The organism is candidate division WOR-3 bacterium (assembly GCA_026418155.1).
Classification (GTDB): Bacteria; Hydrothermota; Tepidihabitantia; order Tepidihabitantales; family CAIPLT01; genus JAOABV01.
Genome location: JAOABV010000041.1, coordinates 1 through 14091 on the forward strand (window position 1 = coordinate 1; position 14091 = coordinate 14091).

At 34.6% G+C, this 14091-nt stretch carries 9 protein-coding genes and 1 tRNA gene; all 10 read left to right on the forward strand.

Going from position 1 to position 14091, the window contains the following annotated elements:
• Positions 1 to 86: 86 nt before the first annotated feature.
• The 10 genes from N2201_05515 (at position 87) to N2201_05560 (ending at position 13667) form a co-directional block, all read left to right on the forward strand.
• Positions 87 to 2837 carry a T9SS type A sorting domain-containing protein gene (locus N2201_05515; protein MCX7785668.1) on the forward strand — a complete coding sequence of 917 codons (2751 nt, stop codon included), beginning with the start codon at positions 87 to 89 and terminating at the stop codon, positions 2835 to 2837.
• 178 nt (positions 2838 to 3015) lie between these two features.
• Entirely contained in the window at positions 3016 to 4815 is a 1800-nt protein-coding gene (locus tag N2201_05520; GenBank protein ID MCX7785669.1) for a DUF2207 domain-containing protein, read from the forward strand.
• Positions 4816 to 5016: 201 nt separating this feature from the next.
• Positions 5017 to 5089, forward strand: a tRNA-Phe gene (locus tag N2201_05525).
• A gap of 46 nt (positions 5090 to 5135) precedes the next feature.
• Entirely contained in the window at positions 5136 to 5402 is a 267-nt protein-coding gene (gene rpsT, locus N2201_05530; GenBank protein ID MCX7785670.1) for a 30S ribosomal protein S20, read from the forward strand.
• 192 nt (positions 5403 to 5594) lie between these two features.
• Positions 5595 to 6782 (forward strand): glycosyltransferase family 4 protein, encoded by a 1188-nt coding sequence (locus N2201_05535; GenBank protein ID MCX7785671.1) that lies wholly within the window; start codon positions 5595 to 5597, stop codon positions 6780 to 6782.
• A 57-nt stretch (positions 6783 to 6839) separates the two neighbouring features.
• Positions 6840 to 8051 carry a DegT/DnrJ/EryC1/StrS family aminotransferase gene (locus N2201_05540; protein ID MCX7785672.1) on the forward strand — a complete coding sequence of 404 codons (1212 nt, stop codon included), beginning with the start codon at positions 6840 to 6842 and terminating at the stop codon, positions 8049 to 8051.
• A 27-nt stretch (positions 8052 to 8078) separates the two neighbouring features.
• Positions 8079 to 9296, forward strand: coding sequence for a glycosyltransferase family 4 protein (locus tag N2201_05545; GenBank protein MCX7785673.1), 1218 nt, complete (start codon positions 8079 to 8081; stop codon positions 9294 to 9296).
• Positions 9296 to 10207 (forward strand): flippase-like domain-containing protein, encoded by a 912-nt coding sequence (locus N2201_05550; protein MCX7785674.1) that lies wholly within the window; start codon positions 9296 to 9298, stop codon positions 10205 to 10207. Before N2201_05545 ends, N2201_05550 begins: the two co-directional genes overlap by 1 nt.
• A gap of 6 nt (positions 10208 to 10213) precedes the next feature.
• Entirely contained in the window at positions 10214 to 11227 is a 1014-nt protein-coding gene (locus N2201_05555) for a glycosyltransferase family 4 protein (protein ID MCX7785675.1), read from the forward strand.
• Between the two features lies 1 nt (position 11228).
• A complete protein-coding gene (locus tag N2201_05560) occupies positions 11229 to 13667 on the forward strand; it encodes a YfhO family protein (GenBank protein ID MCX7785676.1) in 2439 nt (812 codons plus the stop codon).
• The last annotated feature ends 424 nt before the right edge of the window (positions 13668 to 14091 follow it).

The window sequence follows — 14091 nt, forward strand, 5'->3', positions numbered from 1 at the left end:
CAATAAAACTTATCATTATCTTATATCTTATAATCTGTCTTAGTAATATATCCGCCATTACTACGACGCGATCTATTCCTGACAAAATGTTCATTTGGGATAAAAAATGGTTGGATATTAACCGCTGGCGATGTCCTTTTTATAATAACGGCCGATATGCTTTTGATGAAACTACTACCGATGGCGCAGGTAGATGGCCTTATCCACTTGACAATACTTATATTTTTGGTGCTGGACTATGGGTCGGGGCAATTTCTGGTAACGATACTTTAGTTACAGTTGGATATAATCCAAATACCGCAAGAAGTGAGTTCTTTCCAACACCAGTTAGATATTGGCGTGAAGGAACTGGTAATCCTTTAGATAGGATTTATAAATATCCTAATGATTGGCCACCACCACAAACAAGATTTGGCTATGATACCACTCTTGTACCACAAAGAAACATATCGCTACAAGATATGTGGTGTGTCTATTGCGATTCATCTCCTGTATATCATGATACACCTTTTGGAAGACCTTTAGGTATCGAAGTTTATCAAACAATTTATGCCTGGGATTATCCAACCCTTGAGGATGTGTTCTTTATTAAATATCGAATAAAAAATGTATCAGGACAAACACTGCGCCAGATGTATTTAGGTATTTGTGCTGACCCGGATATAGGGATGTATAATGACGATATGGTTGGAATTATAAGAAAGCGGTGTATCGGTAGTGATACAATCCGTGATGTCGCGTTTGCTGGGGACTATGATAATACTGAATCTAATAATCCCCCATATTGGGAATCCGGAACGCCCGGCGTAGTTGCTTATAAATTCTTAGATGGTCCAAGACGACCAGATGGCACAGTTATAGGAATGACTGCATTCAAAAAATTCACAATTGATTATGACCCGACCACAAACCGTAATCAGTATTTAACTTTGGCTGGATATGATTATCGCACGCTAATTTACTCACCTTATGATTCAATTGATCTATCCCCCGGAGATAAGAGATTTCTAATGTGCACCGGCCCATTTAATCTTTTACGCGATTCAGTTGCAACAATTATTATTGCTGTGATTGGTGCTCCTTATGGCGATAATGGAGAATTATGGTATAATCGAGACACAAATGACTTGAAACCTTTATGCCGAATTGCCAACAACGTCCAACGATTTTATAACTCAAGATACCTAACACACCAAACAAGAGTTATTCATCCCAATGGCGGTGAATATCTTTCAGGATTTGCTCAAATCACTTACCAAGCAACAAGTAGTACTACTAATCCTTTACTTATTGACCTGCTATATTCATCTGACTGGGGAATCAGTTGGGATACTTTAGCAACCGGACTATCTAATACAGGTGTATATAATTGGCAAACATTAAATCATCCAGACGGTGTTTGTTATTTATTACGAGTTATGGCATACGATACAATTACTAGTGGTTCGGATGTTTCTGATTCATTGTTCGCGATCAATAATCCTGGTAATGCTCCTCCATATATTAAAATCTTATCGCCTAGTTCGCAATATGGACTACCCGAATCACTCTCAGGGATTTGTAGTATTCGTTGGTTCGCCCGTGACCCCGAATTTCGAGATAGTTTGCGTATAGATATTTTATTACGAAAAAGCCAAGATACAATCTATAAACCTTTAGCATTAAATGAAGCAAATGACCGATTGTATGTTTGGGACTCCAAAAGGACGGCAAATGGTGATTACTGGTTAAAATTAAAAACTTTTGATGAACAATTTGTCACTTATGACTCTGTATATGTTAAAGTGCGTAATAGAATTTCCGGCGGAAATATTATTCATTATCACGGGATTTGTAATCTGTTAAATATACGAGTTTGGATTCACTATCCCGAATCTCTTACCGGTCATCAATACGAAATAAGTTTTAGAGAACCAAAACCTCCTGCTGGTACAGGTATTGTGAGATATGGTTATGACGTAATTGATTTATCTACCCAAGATACTGTGTTGAAACAATACTATTTTTCTGCTTATCCAACTTATGATTTTTCACCAATCGTAAAAGGATTCTCAATTGAAACAAGAAGCGCTATCTCATCTCCGAATTTTAAATTCGACTCAGTTAAAGTGATGAGCGGAAACTATCCTCAGGACTTTTTATCTGTGGTAAGTTTACCATCTAGCTATCAATGGCCTTTTCGAGGTTCACGATACAAATTATACTGGACAAATTACCCAGGTAGTTATCGAACTTTGCAGGTATATGACATAGATTATGGCATATACATTCCTTTTCGACGCTTTCAACCTCAACCTAACTGGATTGATTCTGCTTATGGTTGGTGTTTCTTAAATAATAATTTCCGGTCGCCATCCGATACATTAAGGCTTGGCATTGACCGATATATCTATATTTGTGGAGGAATAATTCGTCTTAATCCCTCTGAGCCGATAACAATACTTCCTGATTCAGGCAGTCAGTGGATTGTTTATCCCTGCACATTACGAACACCTGTAAATGGCAACAAGTATCGTTTTCAACCAACTTATGGCATTCAAGAAAATTTATTTTCAACAACTAAAATTCAATTACTATCTTCCTATCCGAATCCATTTTCCAATCGAATAATGATTAATTACTTTATCCCCTACACAACATTTGCAACAATTTCCGTTTATGATGTGACGGGCAGGAAAATCCATACTCTTCACCAAGGTTCTACAAAGCCAGGCTGGCATACATTAAGTTGGAACGGTGTCAATAACAATGGAAAGAAGATTACAACGGGTATTTACTTTGTTAAACTAACTGCTTTAGGCCAAAGTCTATGTAAAAAAATAACCTTTATTCGATAACTACGAGATTATATATCCATCTCATGCAGTATGATAATATAGTGTATTACGATGTCAAATAAGCAAGGCAAATTAGACTCATAATAAATGAAATAAGAACGAACAAGGGACGAGGAATACTTGCCATTCTTCGTCCCTCTTTTATTCTCATATATTATGATAATAACATTATAAATTTGTGCGAAATATAATTTTGTTATTTATTATTTTATTAATCCCAATCGTTGTTTTGGGTAAATCTTTTTATTATCCTCAAATAAAAACTGAAATACATTTTACTCCTAATGGCGATGCTCATGTTTTACAAGAAAGAACCTATTATTTCAAAGGTTATTTTTCTTGGGCATATCTGGAATTAAAGAAAAAAAGCGCGGATAATATTATTTTTAACCAATTACTTGAAGAAATTGATGGAACTTGGCATAAAATAGAACCGGAAATAGTTGATAATCCCCAATCTTTATACATCCGTTGGACTTACACCGCCCAAAACGAAATAAAGACTTTTTTAGTTGATTATACAATCATTGGCGCAGTTAAACGCTATGAAGATGCTGCTGAATTTTACTGGAAATTCATTGAAGACGAACACGAAAAAATTGAAAATATAATCCTTGAACTCTATCTGCCCGAAAAATCACCAGACTTATTCAAAGTTTACATTCATTCCCAAGCCCGACCCGGCACAATTAAATTCAATGAAACATTTGATAAAGCAGTTGTTGAACAGAAAAAAATACCTAAGAATGCTTTTGTTGAAGTACGAATGTTCACTTCACCCTCAATTTTTCCTGAAGTTCCAATTTTAACTCAAACTCGCTATCAAGATTTTCTCAAGCAAGAGAAACATAATTTCCTTGTCTCATCATTAAAAAAATTTATTCTTTTCCCAATTGGATTACTACTAATGATTGTCTTGCCATTAATTCTTTTGATTATTTTTTATAATAAGTATGGTCGAGAGCCAAAATTACCTTATCTTGGAATGTATGAACATGAGCCACCGCGTAAAGCGCCACCAGTTGTTGTGCCGGCAATTTTATCGCAAAAACCAGATAAAAATACAATTTATCAATCAATGTTTCGTGGAATGTTTGCCAGCATGCTCGATATAACAACTAAAGGTCTGGTTTCCATACAGGAAATTGAGAACAAGAAACATTACCAATTTACTTTAGAAAAACCTGAAAATATTGATAAACTCGACCCATTTAATAAAAAAGTGGCTAATTTCTTTTTTGAAAGCAAAAATCAAATCACAGATAAAGAGCTCCAGATTTATGCTCAAAAACATCCAACTCAATTTCGTGCTTATTTATCAAATCTCTATGAGCAAGCAATCAAATGGTGGGAATCAACGCTGGGGAATAAACTACTCGACCCGATAAGTTCTAAATTTTATAATAGCTACTTATTAATAATTTTACCTTCAATTATTGTTGGTACCATATTTGCAGGCATCGGATTAAGTGCTTTAATTGGTGGACCCAATCCACCATTTTTTATTTTTTCAGGTATTTTAGCCATAATCCTTTTTATCATTTTCATTAGCACCTCACGGGTAATAGTTCGATGGAGTCCAGAAGCACATTTAGAACAAAAGCGATGGCATAATTTTAAGAAATTTTTAAGTGAAGGGTCAGCAATTGAACAAGCACCTATTACCCTTTTGCCAATCTGGGAATATTATTTTGTTTATGCGGTCGCTTTAGGCGTTGCTCAGAAGTTTCTGAAAAACATAACCAAACTTGCAGAAAAACAAGGTATACAACTTTCAGTTCCAATTTGGTATATTTCTGCGACTGCTCACGCTCCATCCAGTGTTTCTTCTTTAGCGGAAAGTATTAGTAGTTTTCAGACCTTTGCTAATAACTTTACAAATATGATAAATTCATTTTCAACATCAGCGGCAAGTGGTGGTGGATTTTCTGGGGGAGGCGGTGCTGGCGGCGGTGGTGGAAGTTCGGGCGCTGGGTAATTGTTTCTTCATATCTTCGCAAGCGCTTTAATTACTTGTAACGAAAACACGAAATAAATAATATCACAAAATATTTTTGAAGTCAAAATCGAATAACTTAAAATATTAATTCTTGATAACTTTTCGCTCTTCTTGATTTTTCAAACATTTCTCGATTTATTCATTGACAAATTAGAAATTTTTAATACAATACAGATTGTCGCCGGGGTAGCTCAGTTGGTAGAGCACGGGACTGAAAATCCCGGTGTGGGCGGTTCGATTCCGCCCCCCGGCATGTAAAAGAAGATAGTCTGATTATGGTTTAGAAAACTGGAGGCAACTTGGCAAAACGAACTAAATCGGCATTAAAAAGCGCTCGCAAGTCTGATAGAAAACGCATTGCTAATCGTATAAAAAAACTGCGACTAAAAAAAGCAATTAAAGAATTACGTGCGACCAAAGACCCAAAGTCTTTTCAAGAACTGTATCCCAAAGTCCAAGCAATTATTGATAAATCAGCCAAATCCGGCATTATTCATAAGAACAAAGCATCACGATTGAAGTCACGGCTATCTGCGCTATTATCAAAAATAACTGAAAAAAAATAATTATTGGCTATACTTTTAATCTCACCCAATAAGTTCTTACTTTTATTTAATTTCACTTAATAGTGTTTATTATATTTTAAGATTTGTCTTTTTATTTTATTATTGGAAAAAAGATTAAAACCATAAACTACTTTTTAAGCACGAAAATTCATATTATGTAATAGCATAATTATTTTTAAGTTTTACATTATTATGAAAGTCCTCTATATTGCTACTGCTTTTCCGCGGTCAGATGATGATATTATAACTCCTTGGTTAGTCGAAGCAATAAAGAGGTTAAAAAAACGTGGCATTGATGTGGATGTTTATACATCTTCGTATAAAGGGCTTCCCAATCAAAATCTTTTCAATATCAATATATTTCGATTTCGCTACTTTTTGAAAAAATGGGAGAATTTAACTCATGAAGAAACTGCTGTTGACCGAGTCAAAAAGGGATTACTGAATAAATTAAAAGTTCCCTTTTATCTATTTTGCGGAACAACTCAAATCTATAAACTTTGCCGAAATAGGAAATATGACATAATCCATACTCACTGGCCTCTCCCCCATGCGCTTTTTGGATATGTCGCCTCACAAACCTGCAAAGCCAAACATTTTTTATACTTTCACGGCGTTGAGTTGATGTGGGTAAGAAAAGAACTTCCTTTCTTAAAACCATTTCTTCGGTGGGCAATAAGTAAAGCCAATGTGGTAATGTGTAATTCCAGTCATACGGCTTCGAGAATCAAAGAAATCTATGAACGTGAAGTAGTAATTCTTCCTTCGGGTCAATCGGCAAAACCCGAAATTGAAATTCCTCTGCAAAAAACTAAAATTACTGCTTGTAAAAATATATTGTTTGTCGGTAGATTGGTTGAGCGTAAAGGTGTTAAATATCTTATAGAAGCATTTGCTCAAATCGCTAATAGTGTTGATGCTGTTCTCAATATTGTTGGCACAGGACCTGAAAAACCTCTTTTAGAAAAATTAGTTCAGGAAAAGAATCTTTCAGAAAAAGTAAAGTTTTGGGGACAGGTTTCGTCCCAAGAACTAAATGAGCAATATCAAAACTGCGATGTCTTTGTACTGCCAGCAATCGTTGATTCCAAAGGTGATACTGAAGGATTAGGTGTTGTTCTAATTGAAGCATTAACTTATAAAAAACCTGTAATCGCAACAAATGTCGGAGGCATTATTGATATTATAAAACATAACGAAACCGGCCTTTTAGTCCCAGAAAAGAATTCTGGTGAATTAGCAAAAGCATTATTAAAAATAATACAAGATGAATCTTTAGCTCGTCGGCTTGCCGAACAGGGTTATAATTATGTTAATACCAAATACAATTGGAATAATATCATTGACCAGATGATTGAAGCCTATTACCGTTCAATGTAAAATAGATAAATCTTGACTATATTATCGGATTTTCTATAATAAGTTCTAAATAAATATATGCAAGAAAAGATAACTATTGGCACTACTTCTATCGGAAGGAAATCCAAAAAATTAATTAATGAAATCTTGAATAGCGGCAGAATTTCGATGGGTAAATATGTCGCTCAATTGGAAAAAGAATTTGCTCGCTACCATCAAATCAAAGAATGTATTGCAGTTGCCACTGGTACTGATGCAGTGACAATTGCAGTAGCATCTTGTATTAATCTTAATAGCAACAAAAAGTCGCCAGAAGTTATATTACCAGCATTAACTTTTATCGCTTCAGCCAATGGTATTGTTAATGCTGGAGCTAAACCGGTTTTTGTTGATATCACTTTGGATACTTATCAAATCGATGTTGAGCAGATTGAAGAAAAGATAACATCAAACACTCTGGCTCTTTTGCCGGTCCATTTATTAGGTCATCCTGCAGATATGGATACTATTATCAAAATTGCTGATAAGCATAATTTGTCCGTTATCGAAGACGCTGCAGAAGCGCATGGTGCGGTATATAGAGAGAAAAAAGTTGGGACCATCGGAATTGCTGGTGCATTCAGCTTTTATGTGGCTCATATTATCACAACTGGTGAAGGTGGAGCCATTATAACTAATGATGAAGAATTTGCTGCTCTTGCCCGTTCATTAAGAGCTCATGGTCGAGCGTGTAAATGCCATAAGTGCGTTCTTAATATCTCATCGCAATACTGCCCTCTACGCTTTAAGTATGAAAAGGAAGAAGGATTTGACCCAAGATTTTATTTTGAATATATTGGATATTCCAGTAAAATGAATGAACTGGAGGCTGCTTTAGGGATTGAACAAATTGAATCATTAGACAAAATTATAAATAAACGCCGGAAAAATTTCTTTTATCTCAATCAGCATCTTCTTGATTTAGAAGAATTTTTTTATTTCCTTAAAGAAAAAGAAGATGTAAAAATTAGTCCCTTAGTATATCCGCTAACCATTCGAAAAGGCGCTCCTTTTAATCGTCAGGACATTACAATTTATTTGGAAAAAAGAGGGATTGAGACACGTCCAATTTTTGGTTGTATTCCAACTCAGCAACCAGCTTATCGATTTATGAATCATAGATATGGAGATTTTCCTAATGCGGAATATGTTGGCGAAAATGGTTTCTACTTCGGCGTTCATCAAAATCTTTCCCAACAAGATTTAGATTATATCATTGAAGAAATCCACCAATTTGTCAAATTGAGATAAGCATCACAACGATTAATCCCGCAGAAAATGAATCTTTTGTTGGTTAGTCCGACTGTCTGTTTAGGTGGAGCGGAGCGTGCGGTAATATATTTAGCATATTATCTAAAGCAAAAAGGCCATAAGGTATATATTTTTACAACCTATCTTGATTTTGCGAATGTTTCTGAGGAAGCAAAAAGTTTGGATTATATAAATCCTAATATAAGAATTCTCAAGCGTGTTGAAGGACGGTTTGAAATAATAAGTAATCCCTTTTTATTTTTTCAGCGACTATTTTTATTACGAAAAGCAATTAAAAGAACTATCGAAGAGAAAAACATTGAAGTCATTCATGCTCATAATCCTCCTGGCCACTGGATGAGTGTATTTCATCATATACCATTATTATGGTCAGCCAATGACCCGATTACAACCTTCAAGCCCTATGCTGGTGGAAGTTTTTCGTTACAATCTAAAAAACGTGCATCTCTACTAAAAGAAATTGGTATCCATTTATACAAACTTTTGGATTCTGCCATCGTTAAAACTGGCATTGATAAAATTATTGTTTTAGATGAACGCGGGCAGAAACGAATAAAAGAGTATTATAATCGCAACTCCCAAATTGTCCGCTTAGGGATTAATTTTAATTTTTTTTCAAAAGATTTACCAGATCTACACGATAAATATCTAATAAGAGCCAAAAACGAATTTAATATTATCCAAGTAGGCCAACTTACCTATTCTAAAAACCAATTATGTACGATAAGAGCATTCCGGATTATTAAGTCTCAAATAGGTCATGCTAAATTAATTTTAGTAGGTGACGGACCACTACGAGAAGAAATTGAAGCCGAAATCAAAAAACTCAATTTACAAAATAGTGTTGAACTCACTGGACATACCAGTGAAGAAAATTTGCGAATTCTCTATCAAAAATCCCATATCTGTTCATTTCCGGCTGTAAAACAAACTTACGGGTTGACCCCTTTTGAAGCCTTAGCAGCAAATACAATTTCCATAGTCTCTTCTGACTGCGGCACCAGTGAGGTCATTCAAAAAGAAAATATTGGATTGATTAGTGACCCAACACCGCAAGACTTTGCCGAAAAAATGTTACATATATATCAACAACCCGAAGAGACAATTAATACAATTATCAGAGGTCGTATCTATGTAAAGAAAAACCTCAGTTATGAATCCTATTGCCGAGAAGTAGAAAATATCCTTGCAGACTTAATTGCCCATAAAAATTCTGCTCCCTAATGGCAAAGAGATCTTTTCGAATTATTATCTATATTCTAATACTAATCATTATTTTTTATTTTATGGCTAAGTATTTTTATACTAATTGGCACAAAGTTCCATTTAACGAATTAAGGTTTAATTACTATTTTTTAACTATATCCTATCTTATTTGGTTTGCTGGATTTCCATTTAATGCATATATTTGGAAGAAGAATATTGAAATTATTGGTGAAAAAATTTCATTTTTGCAAGGATTAAAAATCACTGCTCTTGCTGCCTTGCCCCGATACATTCCTGGCCGAATCTGGGGCATTGCCGGACAAGTTTATCTTACAAAAAAAGAAGGCGCTATTCCCGGTGCTAAAAGTGGTGTTGGCGTTATTCTCGGAACTGCAGTAAATACCTTGAGTGGAATATTACTCTTTGTTATCATTTTTCCTTTGACTCAGCAAAATTCTCTTACTAAAACTTATTATCTAATGTTTCTTTTAATTCCACTATTATTAATTATTCTCTATCCGCCACTATTTGTTAAAATTGTAAATCTCGGATTAAAAATATTTAAAAGAAGTAAGATAACAGTGATACCTAAATATTCTCAGATTGTTTTCCTTTTGATTTTATATACTCTGTTATGGATTTCTCAATGTATTGGTATTTATTTCTTGATTAAATCTTTTTATCCGATAAAATTATCTTTCTTATTGCCGTTATGCGCTATTTACCCGGCAGCTTGGGTAATAGGATTTTTGAGTTTCATTTCACCCGGCGGAATAGGAATTAGAGAAGGAGTTTTAAGTTATCTTTTTAACTTTTATATGCCAACAAGTATTGGCATAATTACATCTGTCTTAATACGGATTTGGGGAACAATTGGCGAAGTCATCACATTTTTAATCTTTGCCAAAAGTCTCAGAAAATATATATAATTATAAATGCGCATAGTCTACGGTATCTTATCTGGTGGATCCGGCAATGATATTTATTTTAATCTTTTAGCCACGAGTCAACGCAAGTTAAATAATGAAATTAAATTTTTATCGTATCATCGATACTGGTCAATCAATCCTCACTTATTACGTCCTTTTGTAAAGATTAATCCATCCTATGATATAATTCACTCTAACGCTGAATATGGCTTGGCTTTTTACAATCCTCGCCAACCATTGATTATCTCAATCCTCCATATTATCGCTGAGCCTCAACAGACTGACTATCTAAACAAATTACAGAAAATTTATTATCAAAAAATCCTTGATTATATTGAAAAATCTTTATCTAAGGCTAATTTTGTTATCGCTATTAGTAAATCTACAGAACAGACGGCGCGAAATTTATATGATGTAAAAAATATTCAGACCATATACTGTGGTATTGATACAGAACTTTTTAAACCGATTGAGATTATCAATGACCCATTTCCTGATAAAATAAAATTACTCTTTGTGGGCAATTTAACTAGAAGAAAAGGTGTTGACCTATTACCCCAAATAATGGCAAGACTTGATAATCGATTTCTTTTGTTTTATACTACAGGTCTACGCAGTCCGAAAAAGGTTTTTTTTGATGACCGAATGATTCCTTTGGGACGCTTATCCCAAACCGACCTCGTTTATTGGTATAATCTCTGTGATATTTGTTTATTGCCAACGCGTCTTGAGGGTTTCGGTTATGCAATTGCTGAAGCAATGGCATGCGCAAAACCAGTTATCTCCACTAATTGCTCTTCACTACCAGAATTAGTTACTGATGGCGAAAATGGATATTTATGCAAAATGGATGATGTTAGCGATTTTGTTGACAAAATTAATCTCTTAGCCGATAATAAGCAAATGCGAGATGAAATTGGCATCAGAAATCGTAACAAGATTATCAATAGTTTTAACTTAGCAACAATGGCTAAATCTTATCATAATTTATATTCTAAAATTATAAAGGAGTTTTACTAATATGAAAAAAGACAAGATGGTGAAACTAATTAGTGAAAAACCTTTTCATTTATCAAATAAACTGGCTGTCATCATTTTAATCTTATTACCTATAACCTATTTTCTGATTTTCGCACCAGGCTTAATTACTGGTTCAAAAATGATGTATGGTTCAGATTGGCTTTTAGGTGGATATGCCTCGCGTATGATTACAGCACAGCAACTGGCACAATATAAAACTCCAGCAATGTGGTATAATTATATTTTTGGTGGACTCCCTTCTTACGGCGACAACAATTCTTTGTATACAATTATCCGTCTGATAATACCGACTCATATCTTTTGGACTTATCTTTTCATTTGCGGATTGATAGTTGCTGGTTTGGGAATGTTTTTATTTCTTAAATCATTAGACCTTTCAAATTACACTGCATTGATTGGTGCAATTGCCTATTCTTTCGCCGGGAATTTGGTATCAACGACTTATGCTGGACATGAAGGAAGATTGTTATCAATGGCATTTTTCCCTTTGGCATTTTTCTTATGGAATAAGGCGCTTACCACGCATAAGTTTTTCTGGTTTATCTTGGCCGGCGTTTTGGCTGGATTTAGTATGACCCATGCTCATTTTCAGCTAACCTACTATGGATTATGGTTCGCTTTTGCTTATTTTATCGTGCAACTAATTTGGCAAAGACAACAGAATAAAATAAAAGGCACACTAAAACTTATTGGTTATGCAATCATTACAGTAATAATTGCCTTAGGAACTTTGGCAATGTATTATATGCCTTTATTGGCAAATCTTGCTTTTGGGGCTCGTGGTGAAATTCGAGGATATGAATTCGCATCATCTTGGGCATTGCCACCAAAAGAACTCTTTGACCTAATTGTGCCTCAATTCAGTGGTATCCTTGATAACTACTGGGGCGAAAATTTCTTTAAACTACACACAGAATATTTTGGTATCATCTTTTTATTAATGGCAATTATAACCCTTTTCATAAAATTCAAAGAGCGAAAAGTCCTGTTCTTTTTTATTGCTGGTATTATCAGCGCACTTACTGCTTTAGGCGGACATACACCTTTTTTTAAGTTGGTCTATTATTTATTACCAGGTGTAAAGCGCTTCCGTGGTCCGTCAATGGTATTTTATTTAGCCGCTTTTTCAGCAATTGTCTTAGGTTCAATTGGCTTACAATATCTTTTTGATTATAACCTCAAGAAAAAAGTATTAGACCCGCAGACAAAGAAAAAAATCATACGTTTCGTATATACCACAGTTATTGTTTTCATTGTCTTACTTTTAATTTTCGTAGCGAGTAAAAACAGCATTGTAGGAAGTATTAAAGATAATAATAAACTACAGGCATTTAACAATAACCAATCAGTCTTTTGGTCCGGTGTTCTTATCACTGCTATATTAATCATTCTTGCGTTCTTTCTTATCTATCAACTAATTAACCATAAAATTAAAATTCGCACCGTGCTATTAATATTGATTTCTTTAATATTATTTGACCTCTGGCGTATTGATAAACTATTCTTAAAGCAGGTCGAACATCCAAGTGTTTATTATGCACCTGATGAAGTCGTAAAATTTCTCAAGAGTGATACATCGCTTTATCGAGTTCATCCTTTATATTATGAACGGTCTAATGACGGCATATTAGATTTGCATAATATTCAAAACGCTGGCGGTTATTGTCCTAATCCTTTACAAACCTATCAAGATTTTATAGGTGCGGAACGCACTGTGATGTATAATGCTCCCAATTTAGCATTTACCAATTTTCTCAATCTTCTTAATATTAAATATATTGTTTCTATTCCTCTACCCAATAATATCGCTCAATTTGATGCTCAAACCCAAGCCCGAATCACGGAGATGCGTAATTTTGTCAATCGACCAGGAGTAGAGCCAGTTTATACTGGCAGAAGGTATGTTATCTATCAGAACCATAACGCCTTTTCCAGAGCATTCTTAGTTCCTAAATACGAGGTAATTAAAGAAAAAGACCAAATAATTAATCGTCTTAAAGACCCTAATTTTAATCCCTTACAATATGTTATAATATCAGAGTCGCTTCCGTTCGTTCCATCAACATCTGAAAGTTTAGTGGGCACGATTAAGATAATAGCGTATACACCCAATCGAATAATTTTACAGGCCGAATTAGATAATCCGGGATTTTTAGTTTTCAGTGAAAATTATCATCCTGACTGGCAATGTAAAGTTGACGGAAAACATACCCAAGTCTATCGGGCATATCATACTTTACGCGCAATCTATTTAGAATCAGGTAATCATCACATTGAATTCTATTATTACTCAAAACTCTATAAACGGGGTCAACTAATAACTTTTATTACTCTTCTTTTCAGCGTTATTGCATTAATTCTTACATATAAATATAAGAGACCAATTTCTCAAAAACCAGGTTCTGAAAATAAACCATAAAAGATTAATCCTTAATTACCAAAAAATTTAACGGCTTTTATTGAAAGCAATGTGTCATTCAGAACTACAAAATTATTCTCCTTCTTGTTATTAAGTAAAAATCGTACTGAACAGAATAAAAATTGACAATAAATTGAATTTATCTGCCAATTGAATAAAGAATTTCAAGCAAAAGGCCTGAATGATCGGGTAGATAATCTGGCAAGCAATCACATTGGCTAACTTCTTGATTATTCGTCGGATAAATTAATATATCGCCACAATGATAACGGATAAGACCTACGATTCAGCAAACCGATAAGTAAGCCCCTCGGTTGCCTACCGGTAAGCCCGCCTGCCTGCCCCCTGGCTTGCCGACCGGCTTACCCTTTAGGCAACCAATCACACCCTTCAGGCCTTACAAAATAAAAATCAAACACAAAAA

Bases quoted from the DNA above. Each gene is read 5' to 3' on its own strand.
- N2201_05515 (MCX7785668.1), top strand. From the start codon at position 87: ATGTTCATTTGGGATAAAAAATGGTTGGATATTAACCGCTGGCGATGT.
- N2201_05535 (MCX7785671.1), top strand. From the start codon at position 5,595: ATGAAAGTCCTCTATATTGCTACTGCTTTTCCGCGGTCAGATGATGAT.
- N2201_05540 (MCX7785672.1), top strand. From the start codon at position 6,840: ATGCAAGAAAAGATAACTATTGGCACTACTTCTATCGGAAGGAAATCC.
- N2201_05545 (MCX7785673.1), top strand. From the start codon at position 8,079: ATGAATCTTTTGTTGGTTAGTCCGACTGTCTGTTTAGGTGGAGCGGAG.
- N2201_05550 (MCX7785674.1), top strand. From the start codon at position 9,296: ATGGCAAAGAGATCTTTTCGAATTATTATCTATATTCTAATACTAATC.
- N2201_05555 (MCX7785675.1), top strand. From the start codon at position 10,214: ATGCGCATAGTCTACGGTATCTTATCTGGTGGATCCGGCAATGATATT.
- N2201_05560 (MCX7785676.1), top strand. From the start codon at position 11,229: ATGAAAAAAGACAAGATGGTGAAACTAATTAGTGAAAAACCTTTTCAT.